Source organism: Streptomyces sp. NBC_00271 (genome assembly GCF_036178845.1).
Lineage (GTDB): Bacteria > Actinomycetota > Actinomycetes > Streptomycetales > Streptomycetaceae > Streptomyces.
Genome location: NZ_CP108070.1, coordinates 1,723,102 through 1,738,200, shown reverse-complemented (window position 1 = coordinate 1,738,200; position 15,099 = coordinate 1,723,102). Strand labels below are relative to the sequence as shown.

11 protein-coding genes and 1 pseudogene are annotated in these 15,099 nt (G+C 70.8%); 4 read left to right on the top strand and 8 right to left on the bottom strand.

Going from position 1 to position 15,099, the window contains the following annotated elements; genetic code table 11:
* Positions 1-39: 39 nt before the first annotated feature.
* Positions 40-1,470 (bottom strand): PP2C family protein-serine/threonine phosphatase, encoded by a 1,431-nt coding sequence (locus OG798_RS08335; protein WP_095856421.1) that lies wholly within the window; start codon positions 1,468-1,470, stop codon positions 40-42.
* 446 nt (positions 1,471-1,916) lie between these two features.
* Between OG798_RS08335 and OG798_RS08330 the strand changes: the two genes are divergently transcribed.
* A complete protein-coding gene (locus OG798_RS08330) occupies positions 1,917-3,938 on the top strand; it encodes a phosphocholine-specific phospholipase C (RefSeq protein WP_121417271.1) in 2,022 nt (673 codons plus the stop codon).
* Here the strand turns inward: OG798_RS08330 and OG798_RS08325 are convergent, their stop codons facing one another.
* Both OG798_RS08325 and OG798_RS08320 read right to left on the bottom strand, forming a co-directional pair.
* Entirely contained in the window at positions 3,939-4,952 is a 1,014-nt protein-coding gene (locus OG798_RS08325; RefSeq protein WP_328756716.1) for a Gfo/Idh/MocA family protein, read from the bottom strand.
* 51 nt (positions 4,953-5,003) lie between these two features.
* On the bottom strand, positions 5,004-6,101 hold the full coding sequence (locus tag OG798_RS08320; protein WP_267060794.1) for a baeRF3 domain-containing protein: 1,098 nt from the start codon (positions 6,099-6,101) through the stop codon (positions 5,004-5,006).
* A 75-nt stretch (positions 6,102-6,176) separates the two neighbouring features.
* On the opposite strand from OG798_RS08320, the pseudogene OG798_RS08315 reads away from it, so the two are divergent.
* Positions 6,177-6,325, top strand: a pseudogene (locus tag OG798_RS08315) (arginine deiminase family protein); the annotation flags it as partial.
* 4 nt (positions 6,326-6,329) lie between these two features.
* Here OG798_RS08315 and OG798_RS08310 read toward each other — a convergent pair.
* Positions 6,330-7,844: an FMN-binding glutamate synthase family protein gene (locus tag OG798_RS08310; RefSeq protein WP_220788929.1), complete on the bottom strand. Its 1,515-nt coding sequence runs from the start codon at positions 7,842-7,844 to the stop codon at positions 6,330-6,332.
* Between the two features lie 367 nt (positions 7,845-8,211).
* On the opposite strand from OG798_RS08310, the gene asnB reads away from it, so the two are divergent.
* On the top strand, positions 8,212-10,053 hold the full coding sequence (gene asnB / locus OG798_RS08305) for an asparagine synthase (glutamine-hydrolyzing) (RefSeq protein ID WP_328756715.1): 1,842 nt from the start codon (positions 8,212-8,214) through the stop codon (positions 10,051-10,053).
* 9 nt (positions 10,054-10,062) lie between these two features.
* Here asnB and OG798_RS08300 read toward each other — a convergent pair whose 3' ends face one another.
* Positions 10,063-10,563 (bottom strand): DUF4232 domain-containing protein, encoded by a 501-nt coding sequence (locus tag OG798_RS08300; RefSeq protein ID WP_095856426.1) that lies wholly within the window; start codon positions 10,561-10,563, stop codon positions 10,063-10,065.
* A gap of 112 nt (positions 10,564-10,675) precedes the next feature.
* Positions 10,676-12,238 (bottom strand): alpha/beta hydrolase, encoded by a 1,563-nt coding sequence (locus tag OG798_RS08295; RefSeq protein WP_328756714.1) that lies wholly within the window; start codon positions 12,236-12,238, stop codon positions 10,676-10,678.
* Between the two features lie 217 nt (positions 12,239-12,455).
* Here OG798_RS08295 and OG798_RS08290 point away from each other — a divergent pair, with 217 nt between their 5' ends.
* On the top strand, positions 12,456-13,157 hold the full coding sequence (locus OG798_RS08290) for a chaplin (RefSeq protein WP_328756713.1): 702 nt from the start codon (positions 12,456-12,458) through the stop codon (positions 13,155-13,157).
* 131 nt (positions 13,158-13,288) lie between these two features.
* On the opposite strand, the gene OG798_RS08285 is transcribed toward OG798_RS08290, so the two are convergent.
* Positions 13,289-13,816 (bottom strand): GNAT family N-acetyltransferase, encoded by a 528-nt coding sequence (locus OG798_RS08285; protein WP_095856429.1) that lies wholly within the window; start codon positions 13,814-13,816, stop codon positions 13,289-13,291.
* Between the two features lie 42 nt (positions 13,817-13,858).
* The gene (locus OG798_RS08280; protein WP_328756712.1) at positions 13,859-15,097 is read right to left on the bottom strand and encodes an RNA-guided endonuclease InsQ/TnpB family protein; all 1,239 of its coding nucleotides are present in this window, start codon (positions 15,095-15,097) and stop codon (positions 13,859-13,861) included.
* Positions 15,098-15,099 lie beyond the last annotated feature (2 nt).

The window sequence follows — 15,099 nt, the reverse complement described above, 5'->3', positions numbered from 1 at the left end:
TCGTGCCAGGTCGGGTCTGTGAGTCGATCTCGGCGAGGTCTATGAGCCGATCCTGGCGATGAGCACGCAGGCGTCGTCCTCGCGCTCACTCTCGCCGAATTCCTCGACAACCGTCCGTACACAGTCCTGGGCCGTGCGGGCTCCGCGAAAGCGCGGGGCCAGGTCGAGCAGCCTCTGGACGGCCTCCGCTCCATAGTGCCCGGGGACCAGTCCGTCGGTGTGCAGAAGCAGCAGGTCGCCGTCTTCGAGGGTCTCTTCGGCCTGCCCGTAGACGGCCCCAGAGGTCGCCCCGAGCAGCACGCCCTCCGGCGCGGCCAGCATGCGCCCCGTCCCGTTGCGGAACAGCAGCGGGGCGGGGTGTCCTGCCTGCGCCCAGGTGAGCGTACGGGTCTCGGGCCGGTAGCGGCAGCAGACGGCGCTGCCGAGGGACGGCTGCACCGAGGCGTCCAGCAACTGGTTGAGCCAGGACATGAGTTGCCCGGGCCGGGTGCCCGCGACGGCCATGCCGCGCAGGGCACCGAGCAGCATCGCCATGCCCGAGGCGACGGTGACGCCCTGCCCGGTGAGGTCACCGACGCTCAACAGCGTCGCTCCGTCGGGCAGTTCCATCGCGTCGTACCAGTTGCCGCCGATCAGCGCGTTGTTCGAGGAGGGCAGATGGCGGGCGGCGAGGTCCAGGGCCTCGGGGCCGCGCTGTGGGAACCGCAGGGAGCCGCGCCAGGGCGGCAGTACGGCCTCCTGCAGCTGGACCGCGAGCCGGCGCTCGCTCTGCGCGTGGTGCCGGTGCAGCTGAAGCGACTCACGGCTCTCGCTCACCGTCCGCTGGCTGCGGCGCAGTTCGCTGACGTCGCGCAGCACGGCCCACATCGCGGCGGTGCTGCCGTCGGTGTCGAGCACGGGCTCGCCCATCATGTGCACGGTCCGTACCCCGCCGTCGGGGCGCACGATGCGGAACTCGCCGTCGATGGGCTTCGCGTCGATGAGGCAGTCGGTGACCATCGCCGTCAGCATCGGCCGGTCCTCGTCGAGCATCAGCGACGGCAGTTCGTCGAGGGTGAGCGGGGGAGCGGCGGGGTCGCGGCCCAGGATGTCGTAGAGCTCTCCGGACCAACTGGCCTCGTCCGTGAGCAGGTTCCACTCGGCGCTGCCCACCCGGCTGAGCAGCGAGCCGCGCCGGGGCGCGGCCGACACGGCCGGTGCGGCGGGCGCGCCGGCCGGCTCCGCGGGCACCGGCGGGGGTCCGTCCCGCAACTGTGCCAAGTGCTCGTCCAGATCGTCGAGTTGGTGCACCGCCAGATCGCACAGCGCGCGCTGCCAGCGTCCTTGGGGGTCCGTGCCGTCGAAGGGGGCGTCCCGCCGTACGGCGTCCACCTCGCCGCGCAACCGTCGCGTCTGCGAAATGAGCGCGTCGACCGAGCCGCGTGGGGGCGGCTGGGCGGCTGGGCGGTCCGCAGAGAGATGGGACGGCATGACGCACTCCGATGGGGGACGGTACGACCAAGGCTGGGCGGAAGGACCGTTACGACTGTTGCACAGCCCGCGACGCCCTGTAAGGGATTTGGCAACACACGATCCGGTGGTGCTTCTGGCATATGCCTCAGTCCAGACGGACGGGTCGACCGGCATCGATTCGGTACGCGGGTCGCGCGCCCAAGTCGTAGAAAGCGTACGTGACTTGAGGGGGTCCAGGGGTGGCCGGGACTCTCCTTCATTTCTTTGTTCGACGGTCATATGTACGTGGCGTGCCCATGTCGGGGAACGAGGGGCCCACGTTCGCAGTGAACGGACGAAAGGCGGCGGCGTTCGGCCGCTGTTCATTCGTCCCTCACCGCATCGGTATGACCCTTGGCGATTGCCGCGTGCACGCTGTCGCGCGGTGTGCCGCAGGGGCACTCCGGTGAGGAGGAGGCGGGCGAATGACACCGATCAGCCGAAGAGGCTTCGTGGGACTCGGCGCATCCGTGGCGGCGGGCGCCGCGCTGGGCGTCGGCTCGCGCCCGGCGGCGGCCGTCGGCGCGACGACCGGCACCATCTCGGACGTACGGCACGTCGTCGTCCTCATGCAGGAGAACCGCAGCTTCGACCACTACTTCGGCCGCCTCAAGGGCGTCCGCGGCTTCGACGACCGCAGCGGCATCACCCTGTCCGGTGGGTACTCCGTCTTCAACCAGCCGAACGGCGGCGGACGGCAGTACCCGTGGAAGCTCAGCTCCACGCCCGCCGCGGGCGGCAAGGACGGCGAGACCCTCGCACAGTGCAACGGCGACCTCCCGCACTCCTGGTCCTCGCAGCACTCCGCCTGGAACAAGGGACGCCTCGACAACTGGGTCTCCGGTGTCGGCAACGTCCGCTCGCTCGGCTATCTCGACCGCTCCGACATCCCCTTCCACTACGCGCTCGCCGACAACTACACGATCTGCGACGCCTACTTCTGCTCCGCGCTCAGTGCGACCGGCCCCAACCGCACCTACCTGTGGAGCGGCAAGGTCGACGGCTCCAGCTACGACGGCGGCGACGAGTCCGGACTGACCTGGCAGAACTACGCCGAGGCGCTCCAGACGGCCGGCGTGACCTGGAAGGTCTACCAGAACGCGCAGGACAACTACGGCGACAACGGCTGCGCCTACTTCAAGAAGTTCGCCTCCGCGAAGGCGGGCGACCCGCTGTACGACCGCGGCATGGCCTCCGTGCCGAAGGCCACTGGCTCCACCCCCGACGACATAGCCGCCGCCATCAGGGCCGACGTCCTCGCGGGCACCCTGCCCCAGGTCTCCTGGGTGGTCGCCAACCAGGCCTTCTCCGAGCACCCATACGCCCCGCCCGGCGACGGCGCCCACTTCGTCGACCTGGTGTACAAGGCCCTCGCGGCCGATCCGGACGTCTTCGACTCCACCGTCCTGTTCCTCAACTACGACGAGAACGACGGCTTCTTCGACCACGTGCCGCCCCCGGCCCCGCCCGCGAACACGGCGGGGGAGTTCCTCAACGGCGTCCCGTACGGTCTCGGCTTCCGTGTCCCGATGCTCGTCATCTCGCCCTGGACGCGTGGCGGCTGGGTCTCCTCGGAGGTCTTCGACCACACCTCGGTCCTGCGCTTCCTGGAGACGTGGACGACGGCGCTCGGCAAGCCCGCCGCCTGCCCCAACATCAGTGCCTGGCGCCGCAAGGTCACCGGCGACCTCACCGGAGTCTTCGACTTCTCCAACCCGGCCTACGGGACGGTCCCGCTGCCCGCCACGAGCGTGCTCGGGATCGCCACCTGCGGCCCCCTGCCCAACCCGGTGCCGACCACCAACGCCCTGCCCGCCCAGGAGCCCGGCACCCGGCCCGCCCGCGCCCTGCCCTACCAGCCGAACGGCTTCCTGGACCACCTGGAGTTCGGGGCGAGCGGCAAGATAGTCGCCTGGTTCACGATGGCCAACCAGGGCACCCCGGCTAGCAGGGCCGCGCACCTGTCGATCCACCCGAACGCCTACCGCGACACCACGCCCGGGCAGTACACCGTCGACGCCGGCGCCACCGCCTCCGACTCCTTCAACATCGGCTCGGGGTACGGCAACGGCAAGTACGACTTCACCATGGCCGGCCCCAACCGCTTCCTGCGCCGCTTCAAGGGCGACGCGACTTTGGCGGGCAAGTCGGCCGAGGTGAGCAGCCGTTACGCCACCGAACCCGGCACCGGCAAAACCGCCCTCTACTTCAAGATGACCAACTCCTCGGCCGCCCTGGTGAAGTTCACGATCACTTCGAACCACTACCGCGACGACGGGCCGTGGACGTACACCGTCGCCGCGGGCGGTTCGGCCGAGGACTTCTTCAACGCCGTCGCGTACCAGAACGGCTGGTACGACTTCACGATCACCGTCGACTCCGACGCGAGCTGGTCGCGCCGGTTCACCGGGCACATCGAGACGGGGGCGGCGAGCGTCAGCGGCTGATCACACGTAGAGGTCCGGGCGCGGGGCGAGTTCGACGGTCACCCGGCCGCCGCCCTCCAGCGCCCGGACCCCTGCCTCGGCGACGGCCGAAGCCGCGTACCCGTCCCACGCGCTCGGCCCGGTCACCTTCCCCTGCCGGGTGGCGTCCACCCAGGCCTGCACCTCGCGGTCGTAGGCGTCGGCGAACCGTACGAGGTAGTCCTGTGCCACCTCCTCGCGGGCGCCGCCCGCAGCCGTCACCACCATGGTGTGCTCGTCCCCGATCCGCGCGCTCCCGGACTCGCAGACCGCCTCGCAGCGCACCTGGTAGCCGAAGCCGGAGTTGACGAAGACCTCGACGTCGACGAGAGCGCCTTCGGCCGTCTCGAACACCACGAACTGGGGGTCGAGAAGACCCTCGGGGGCATCCGCGGACGGCCGTGGGCGCAGCACGGTCACGGCGGTGAGTTCCTGGTCGAGCAGCCAGCGCGCCACGTCGATCTCGTGCGAGACCGAGCTGTTGACCAGCATCGCCGAGGTGAAGCCGGGCGGGGAGGACACATTGCGGTGCGTGCAGTGCAGCATCAGCGGACGCCCCAGGCGCCGACTGTCCAGCAGGGACTTCAGGCGCTGGTACTCGGCGTCGTACCGGCGCATGAACCCGACCTGCACCAGCCTCCGGCCGAGCCGCGCCTCCGCCTCCACCACCCGCAGTGCCCCGGCCGACTCCGGCACCATCGGCTTCTCGCACAACACCGGAAGACCGCGGTCGAAGGCCGCGAGCAGCGCCTCCTCGTGCGCGGGCCCGGGGGAGGCGATCAACACCGCCTGTACGCCGGGCGTGTCGAGGGCCGCCGCCACCTCGGTGTGCACCGAGGCACCGTCGATGCCGGCGACGGCGTCCTTGGCGCGCCCGGTGTCGGGATCGGCCACCGCCGCGACCCGGGCGCCGTTCACCACCCGATCGATCCGCCGTACATGGTCGGCCCCCATGTGGCCCGCACCCAGGACCGCGACACCCAACAGCTCACTCACGCGCTCACCTCTCCGGCAGACAGCTCTGGAAGCGATTGTCTGCCGGAATGATCAGTAGCGCAGCACCCCGGCGATGCCTTTCGCGTCACCGAGACTGCCGTCGGGGACGAAACGGACGTCCGCTCCGGTCTCCAGGCACTGTTCGACGATCTCGTCGACGATGTCCTCGCGGGCGTCCAGATCACCGCTCTCGGCCGGGATCAGATGGTCACCGCCGTCGTCGCGTACCGTCACGCGGTAGTTCTCCTCGACGGCCAGCAGCCGGACCCGGCCCTGGGAGGCGTTCTGCCACACCTCGTCGACCCCGGCTGCGAACTCCTTGCGGCCACGGGCCGACTCGAGTTCGCGGGCCACCGCGTCGGTGTCCCTGCGCTCCTCGGCGCTGATCAGCGGGCGGACCGCCTGCCACACGGCGTCGGGGGTGCCGTGCGCGAGTCCGCCGTGCGGGATGTGCGTGGCGTCCTTGGTGACCGTGCCGACCTCGTCGAGGAGGGAGAGCGCGGCGGTTTCGCCGGTGACGTACAGCGGACGCGGATCCTCGCGCAGGACGGCGCTCATCGCGGTGTCGGCGTCCCGCACGAAGTGCTTGGTGCGCTCGTCGCGGAAGGTGCTCGGCAGGTCTCCGATGCGCTCCTTGCGCTCGGCGTTCGGGTCCTCGAGGCTGCGGGTCCGCGGGAAACCGCCGATGCGCTCCTCGGTGACCCGGTCGGCGCCGCCGTTCCACAGCGTCACCCGGTCCGCCGACACCGCGAGCACCCAGAACGGCCGCTCCGAGACCTGCGCGGCGACGAGGTTGCGGGTCAGGAAGGTGTCCGAGAGCACCACGCGTTCGGGCACCGTGCGGGCCAGCGACCACACCTGGTGCTCGCCAGGCGCCGCGAAGATCGCGAGGCCCTCCTCCGCGTGCGCCAGGTCGACCTCCGCGAGGGCCTGGTCGAGCTGCTGGACGAGGTCGGTGCGCCGTTCGCGGGTGACGGCCGGATCGGACTCGATCTGTTTCTTGGCCTCGGCCACGACATTGCGCAGCCGGACCGGATCCTGGGCGTTGTCGGGTTCGCGGCGGTGCGTGGGCGTCAGCACCGACACCGCGGGATAGGGCCGCGGCCTGCGCAGCATGGTGAGGGTCGCTGGGCTGAGTGCGTGCTCCATAACAGCACAATAGAGCGGATTCAGTTATCGGGCATTTGGGGCAATTGATTGTTGGTGTCGTTCGGGTCGCCAGATTGGGACAGCGGCAACAACGCGGTCGCGCTGGAACCGGGCGTGGTGGTCACCTACGACCGCAACACCCAGACCAACACCCTGCTGCGCAATGCCGGGGCGGCGGCCACTGCATGACCTGCCCCGTCATCAGGGACCCGGTGGAGTTCTGAACGCTCAGAACGCGTCCGGATCCGCCGCCTTCCAGTCCGCCTCCCAGGACGCGGGCGGCTCCGCGAGCAGCACCCCGGGCTCCAGCCACTCGTAGAGCTGCGCGTACGACCGTACGGTCGCCGGGTCCGTACGCCGCAGCAGCTGATGCGGGCCGAGCTCGGCCGGATCGCGTACCCCCATGGCGGCCATGATCCGGCTCGCGCTGCGGACCGTGGCCCGCTGGTAGCGGTGCACGCGTGCCGACTTGTCGGCCACGTCCAGGGCGCGCGCCCGACGCGGGTCCTGGGTCGCGACCCCGACCGGGCAGGTGTTGGTGTGGCAGCGCCGGGCCTGGAGGCAGCCGAGCGCGAACATCATCGCGCGGGCCGCGTTCGTGTAGTCGGCGCCCTGCGTCAGCCGTTTGACGATGTCCGAGCCGGTGGCGACCCTGCCGCTCGCACCGATCCGCACCCGGTCGCGCAGCCCGGTGCCGACCAGCGCGTTGTGCACCGTGATCAGCCCTTCGGTCAGGGGCGTACCGAGGGAGGCGGCGAACTCCGGCGGCCCGGCCCCCGTACCGCCCTCGGCGCCGTCGACCACGATGAAGTCGGGCGAGACCCCCTCGGTGAGCATCGCCTTGCAGACGGCGAGGAACTGGCGGCGCGAGCCGACGCACAGCTTGAAACCGGTCGGCTTGCCGCCCGCGAGCTCCCGCATCCGGGCGAGGAAGCACACCAGCTCGCGCGGGGTCGAGAAGACCCGGTGGTACGGCGGTGACACCACCGCCTCGCCCTCCCGGACGCCGCGGGCCCGGGCGATCTCGGCGCTCACCTTGGCGCCGGGCAGCACCCCGCCGATGCCCGGCTGCGCTCCCTGGGAGAGCTTCAGCGACACGCACTTGACCTCCGGCAGCGCGGCCTTGTCCGCGAACTCCCTTGCCTCGAAGCCCCCTTCCGGGGTGCGGCAGCCGAAGTACCCGCTGCCGATCTCCCAGATCAGGTCGCCGCCGCCCCGCAGGTGGTGGTCCGAAAGACCGCCCTCGCCGGTGTCGTGCGCGAAACCGCCGAGCGCCGCGCCCCTGCTGAGCGCCAGGATCGCGTGCGAGGACAGCGCTCCGAAGCTCATCGCGGAGACGTTCAGCAGGGCCATGTCGTACGGCTGGGTGCAGTCCGGGCCGCCGACCCGCACCACGGGCGGCTCGTCCGGCATCTCGACCGGGCGCATCGACGGTTCCAGGTACTCGTACCCGTCCCCGTACAGGTCCAGCCCGGTGCCGAAGGGCTCCTCGGCCTCGACGCCGCCGGCGCGCGCGTACACGATGCCGCGCACATCGCGGTCGTCGGGCCGCCCGAGGAAGCGGAGGTGGCCGAGCAGGGGACGGTTCCGCAGGATCGCCCGGCGGCGCTGGGCCAGGTCCCGGACGGCGAGCGCGGTCAGGGCGAGCAGTACGGCGGCCGCCCACCACCACCAGGGCGAGACGGCCCAGGCCAGGACCAGCGCCCCGGCCGCGCCCAGGGCGACGAACAGCGGTAAAAGCATCCGGCGCACACCATGAGTCAAACCCATGGGACGGAAAGGGGCGAGAGCGGGCATGCCGCTCGGGGTCCCGAGGGTGCCTCCCCGGGCGGTCCGGTGGATGTTGGGGAAGACTTTGCTCGTGGCCGATTCCCGTTCGCGGACGCCCGGCAGCGGGACGATCCGCCCGTCCGCGGGATGCAAAGCGCGGCCGAAACCGTCGGGGTGACTGGTCCGGTCAGGTTACGTACGTGTTGACGTCACTTGCGCACATGACACAACCTCGTCATATAGCTGCCCAATACAACTGGTTTTGCGGAAGTGCTGGCCCGTCCATGAAACCGCAGGCAGGCGCGGTGTTCCCGGTAGAACCGGACGCGGGAGGTAACACATGTGCGGCATCACCGGCTGGGTCTCCTTCGACCGCGACCTGCGCGCCGAGGCGGAGACATTGGATGCAATGACGGAGACGATGTCCTGCCGGGGTCCCGACGACCGCGGCACCTGGACCGAGGGGCCCGCGGCCCTCGGGCACCGCCGGCTCGCGATCATCGACCTGCCCGGCGGACGCCAGCCCATGACCGCCGAGACCCCGGACGGCACGGTCGCGCTCGTCTATTCGGGGGAGGCCTACAACTTCACCGAGCTGCGCCGCGAGTTGACCGACCGCGGGCACCCTTTCTCGACCGACTCCGACACCGAGGTGGTCCTGCGCGGCTACCTCGAATGGGGCGAGGCGCTCCCCGAGCGGCTCAACGGGATGTACGCCTTCGCGGTCTGGGACGGCCGGCACGACAAGCTCGTGATGATCCGCGACCGCATGGGCATCAAGCCCTTCTACTACTACCCGACCCCCGACGGCGTCCTCTTCGGTTCCGAACCCAAGGCGGTCCTCGCCAACCCGCTGGCCCCGGCCCGGGTCCGCCTCGACGGACTGCGCGAGCTGTTCACCTTCGTCAAGACGCCCGGACACGCGATCTGGGACGGTATGCGCGAGGTGGAGCCCGGCACCGTCGTCACCGTCGACCGCTCCGGTCTGCGCCGCCGCGTCTACTGGCAGCTGGAGACCCGGTCGCACACCGACGACCGCGACACCTCCATCGCCACCGTCCGCTCGCTCCTCGAGGACATCGTGCGCCGCCAGCTCGTCGCCGACGTGCCGCGCTGCACCCTGCTCTCCGGCGGCCTCGACTCCTCCGCCATGACCGCGCTGGCCGCCCGGCAGCTCGGCGAGCACGGCGAGAAGGTCCGCAGCTTCGCCGTCGACTTCGTCGGCCAGACCGACCACTTCGTCGCCGACGAGCTGCGGGGCACCCCCGACACCCCCTTCGTGCACGACGTGGCCCGCGCCTCGGCCACCGACCACGAGGACATCGTCCTCGACGCGGACGCCCTGGCCGACCTCGACGTCCGCGCGAAGGTGATCAGGGCCCGCGACCTCCCCATGGGCTTCGGCGACATGGACGCCTCCCTGTACCTGCTCTTCCAGGCCATCCGCGAGCACTCCACGGTCGCCCTCTCCGGGGAGTCGGCGGACGAGGTCTTCGGCGGCTACCTGCAGTTCTTCGACGAAGAGGCCCGCAGCGCCGAGACCTTCCCCTGGCTCGTCCGGTTCCGTCGGGACTTCGGCGACGACGCCGACGTACTGCGCCCGGACCTCACCAAGGCGCTGGACCTGGAGTCGTACGTCGCCGACGGCTACCGCACGGCCGTCGCGGGCATCCGGCGGCTCGACGGCGAGAGCGACTTCGAGTACCGGATGCGGCGCATCTGCCACCTCCACCTCACCCGCTTCGTCCGCGTCCTGCTCGACCGCAAGGACCGCGCGAGCATGGCCGTCGGCCTGGAGGTGCGGGTGCCGTACTGCGACCACCGGCTCGTCGAGTACGTCTACAACACGCCCTGGTCCCTGAAGTCCTTCGACGGACGGGAGAAGAGCCTGCTGCGGGAGGCGACCGCCGACCTGATCCCCAAGTCCGTGTACGACAGGGTCAAGAGCCCCTATCCGTCGACGCAGGATCCCAAGTACGCGATCGCCCTCCAGGAACACGCCAAGGACCTCCTGGCCCGGCCCGCGCACCCGGTCTTCGACCTCGTCGACCGGGAGCGGGTCCACCGGGCCACCCACCGCGACAGCCCGCAGATCACGCAGGCGTCGCGGCGGGGCCTGGAGCGCACCCTGGACCTGGCGCTGTGGCTGGACATGTACGCCCCGGACGTGCTCGTTGCCTGAGCGCCTGGTTCACCCGAGTGCCCGGTCGGCGGCCGCCTGAGAGGGCTTCCACCACGAGGTCACCGGCTCCCACACCAGGACGACCCGACCGACGCCCAGCTCGCGCGCGGTGAACGTACGGCCGAAGCGCATGGGGTCTGCCGAGACGCTGATCGCCTCCACCCGGCGGGCCTCCGGGTCCGCCGGGTCGGCGATGGTCCGCAGGGCCGCGTACGCCGTCCGGCCCGCCTCGAGCAGGTACGGCCCGCTCCGCCCCGCGGGAACCGGCAGGGCGGCGCCGTCGAGGTCCCCGAAGACGACAGCCGGGATGCGCTCGATGGTGCACGCCCGGGTGGAGCGGTTGGTGACGTCCAGGTGCAACAGGGTGGGGTCGGCGGAGCGGTGGGCGTGGACGACGACGGCCTTCTCGGTGCACTGGGCGGGCCGCGCGGCGGCGGAGCCGCTCTGCGGCGCGGCGAGGAGCAGCGCCACGGCGACGGCCGGGAGGGCGAGAACGGGTCGGATGCGCATAGGTGGGTTCCCCCTGTTTCGGTCACGAGCGGTGTCATGAGGGTGTCACGAACGGTGAGCGACACCTGCTCAGTGTGACGGCCGAGGTGTCCTTCGGGTGGTGTCCGACCCCTCAGGGGGCCGTCGCATCCTCCGGGCCGCAGGAGCTGCCGTTGTCCGGCAGCGAGCCGTACAGCAGGAAGTCGGTGACCTTCTGGCGCACGCACTTGGAAGACGCGTACCCGGTGTGGCCCTCGCCCTTGTTGTCGAGTACGACGGCCGAGGGGCCGAGCCGCGCGGCGGTCTCCTCGGCCCAGCGGTACGGAGTCGCCGGGTCCCCGCGGGTGCCGACGAGGAGCATCTTCGGCGTGCGGACATCGCGTACCTTCTCGCGGATGTAGTCGCTGCCCTTGGGGCGGCCGTAGCACATCAGCAGCTCGTTGAGGCGGAGGGGGCCGAAGATGGGCGACGCCTCCTGGTAGGCGGCCCTCAGCTCGTCGATCTCCTTGGTGAGCTGCGCGGCGCTGGGCCGATCGGGGTCGTCCGCGCAGTTGATCGCCAGGAGTGCGGACTCGAGGTTGTCCGGAGGCACGTTCGCGGGGTCGACCAGCCCGCTGTACGTGGCGTGGGGCAGGGCGACGCCCCCGGCCGCCTGCAACAGTGGGCTCGGGTCGCCGTCCTGGACGAGTGAGGCGAGGGACCGCTCGAGCTGCGGCCACCCCTTGCGGTCGAAGAGTTCAAGACCCATGGTCGCCACCAGGTCCTGGCCGGAGAACTGCTGCCCGAAGCTCGTCGGCACCGGGTCCTTGTCCAGCGAGTCGACGAGCCGGGCGACCCGCTGCCGGGCATCGCGCGGATCCTGCCCGAACGGACACGACGTGTCCTGGGTGCACCAGGTGAGGAAGTCCTCCAGGGCGGTCTGCTGCCCCTCGGCGCTCACCAGGCCCGACTCGGACAGCGGCTCGGTGAGCGTGTCCACGCCGTCGAGCACCATGCGGCCCGTCTTGTCGGGGAACTGGCTCGCGTACACCGCGCCCAGGCGTGTTCCGTACGAGAATCCCAGGTAGTTGAGCTTCTTGTCGCCGAGGGCCTGGCGCATCACGTCCAGGTCCCGGGAGGCGTTGACCGTGCCGATGTGGGCCAGTACCGGGCTGGAGTGCTTGGCGCACTCGTCGGCGTCCTTCCGCACCTGCCTGAGGAGTGCCTCGGGGCTGCTGTCGTGGGTGGCGGGGCCCGTCGCGCCGGAGGCCTGGCCCATGCCGCCGCCGCAGCTGACGGGAGAGGACCGGCCGACACCGCGCGGGTCGAAGGTCACCACGTCGTAGCCGTTGGTGAGCGGCATGAAGTCCTTGCCGCCGGTGGCGAGCTGCGGGACTCCTGGGACACCGGGGCCGCCGAAGTTCAGCAGTACGGATCCCCTCGACGCGCCGGTGGCGCGGTAGCGGGCCAGCGCGAGGTCGAGCGTCCCGGCCCCCGGGCGCGCGTAGTCCAGCGGGACGGTCACCTGCCCGCACTGCAGGTCCGCGGGCATTGCATCGCCTTTGCAGGTGCCCCACTTGATCTGCTGGTGGTAGAAGCGGGACAGGTCGGGGCTCTCGGCGGCCGTCGCCACCCCCGAGGGCAGACCCGCCGCCAGCAGGGCCAGTGTCACGACGCGGGCTCCGGCGTACGCCCAGCGTTGGTGCGCGGACAGCATGGATGCCTCCAGGGACGCCCGGCGTCGTACCGGGCGCCAGGGGATAGCTCCTCGCTCACGATAAGCGGGTGTCCGGGAGCGCGCCTCTGGGCGGGCGTTCGATAAACGTGACCCCCGATGGGGTGAAAGCGCGATCAGCCATAACGTCGGATGGTCCTCCCGCGTTTTACGCGGTGCGGGCGAGTGCCCGCGTCCATGTCTGGAAGGCAGGGAACCTATGAAACGGGTTACCCGAAATAGTTTGATCGCCGCGGCCGCCGCCTCGAGCGCGCTGGCCGTGACGATGCCGGCGCACGCCGACGCCTCGGCGGACGGCGGCACGGCGGCTTCGCCCGGGCTGATCTCCGGCAACACCCTCCAGCTCCCGGTGCACGTCCCCGTGAACGTGTGCGGGAACACCGTGAACGTGGTCGGGCTCCTGAACCCCGCCGCGGGCAACGGTTGCGCGAACGTGAGCGAGGCCGGTGGCCCCGGCGTCGGCGGGAGGAGCAACGGCAGGAGCCGTGAAGGCGCTGGTGGCGCGACCCGCGGCGGGGCCCTCACACACGGCGGTGCTGTCGCGGTCGGGAGCGGAAAGGATTCTCCGGGCGTGCTCTCGGGCAACGTCCTGCAGCTCCCGTTGCACCTCCCGGTGAACGTCAGCGGCAACTCCGTGAGCGTGGTCGGCCTCGGCAACGCGTCCGTGGGGAACACGTCCACGAACACCTCCGTCGACCACCCCCAGCCGGTGAAGACCGCCCCGAGGCCGCACACGACGCCCAGGGCGCAGGGGACGCCGTACCAGGCCCCGCCGCGGCCCATGGCCTCCCTCGCCCACACGGGCGCCGACCAGACGATGCCGGCGGTCGCCGCGAGCGCCGCCCTGCTGCTGGGCGGGGCCGTGCTGTACCGGCGGTTCCGGCCCACGGGGGTCCGCTGACGCGCTAGGTCCTGTCGTCACATTCCCGTCGCGGGGCAGACGGGAATGTGACGACAGGACCTAGGCCCCACCGGGCACACGACCGGTGGGGCCCCGTTCGGGTGGCATGCGCGAGCGGTCCCCGGGCCGGGTCAGCGCATCTCGGGAAGGTCGTCGCGCAGGATGCTGTAGCGCACCCCGTCACGCCACCGGCCGTCCCGGAACCCCACACTGCGCAGCACGCCCTCGCGGGTGAACCCGGTCTTCTCCAGGGCGCGTTGCTCGGCGATGTTCTCCGCCTCGGTGTCCGCCTCGATGCGCACCACGGTCGTGTGCGCGAACAGGTAACGGACCAGCTGCCGCTGGGCTTCCGTGCCCCAGCCCTTGCCGCGCGCCTCCGGCAGCAGGCCTATGCCCATGTTCCAGTAGTACGTGCTCGGCGTGGGCCGGATCTTCCGCCACCCGACGAAGCCCAGCCGCTCCTCGCCGCGCACGACCATCAGATAGCCCGCGTCGTCGCCGAGCATGTGGTCCTCCGCCCACTTGCGCCGCCAGCGGTCCGGGTCCCGCCAGCCGAACCACTGGAAGGGTGTGGCGGTCTCGGGTTCCGTCAGGAACCGCTCCATGACGGGCAGGTCGTCCTCGGCCACCGGGCGCAGGGTCACGTCATCGACACTCATGGGCGGCAAGCCTATGAGTGACGGAGGGTCAACTACACGTCGCTAAAGCGGCGGGCTTGCACAACGGGCATCACTGGCGGTGATGTGTCGTTTGCGTCCAGCCCTGCTCCGAGGTGTTCGGGGTGGGGCGGGGGCCGTTGACGGGGCCCCGCGTCGCCACAACTCCCAGGCTCGTGCCTGGATGTTGCGGGAGCTGTTGCGGTCTGCGTGATCAACGAATCCGCAGTTCCGGCATGCGAACCAGGCCTGGGAGACCCGGTTCGCCCTGTCGATGTGGCCGCACTCGGCGCAGGTGCGGGAGGTGTACGCCGGATCGACGTGCACCACCGGCACTCCTGCCCGGCGGGCCTTGTATCCGATGAAAGCCCCCAGCTGGGAGAAGGCCCAGCTGGAGTGGGTGGCCCGTTGGGGCTTGCGAAGCCGTACCCGTTCGCGGATCCCTGTCAGGTCTTCCAGGGCGATCCCGCGACCGGTGCGTGCTGCCTCGGCCACCACATGCTTTGCGATCTTGTGGTTGATGTCCCTCGCCCGCCGCGCCTCCTTGCACCGCCGCTTCCTGGCGCGGCGTTTGGCGGACGGGGTGTTCTTCTTCTGCAGCTTGGCCCGCAGTCCGCGCTCCCGGACCCGGACGCGGTTCAGCTCGCGTCCGGCCATGATCTCGCCGTCCGAGGTGGTGGCGATGTTCACGATCCCCAGGTCGATCCCGAGGAAGTCCACCGGGTTGGGGTTCAAGGGCGTTTCGGGCACCTCGCAGGTGGCGTTCAGAAACCACATGCCGTCCCGCTGCAGCAGGTCCGACTCGCCCTTGCGGTACAGGGCCAGCATGGCCAGCTGCTTCGGTGAGGCGGTGAACGCCACGTTCTTGACCCGACCCGCCACGGTCCAGACCGACACCGTCCGGTCCGGGATCTGCCAGGACAGCATGCGGTCGTCGTAGGGCTGCGCGCCCTGGAGACGGAAGGCGATCGGCTTCTCGGTGGCCCGACGGTATCGGCGCGAGCCAGAGCGACCCAGATTTCCGGCCCTCAGGTTCGCCTTCAGCGTGGCGTACGCGTCACACGACTTCTTGATGACGTGCTGGGCGGCCTGCGCGCCCAGGTCCCAGCGGGACTTGACCTCGCCGTAGACCTGCTTGCGCAGGGCGAAGTTCTTGAACTCCCCGCGCTTGAAGGCGGTCTCGCTCACCCAGGTCGCGGCCTCGTTGCACGCACGCAGGGTCGCCTCGAGCGCCGCCGCCTGCACCGGCGTCGGCAGCAGCTTCACCTGCACCACCAGCTTCACCT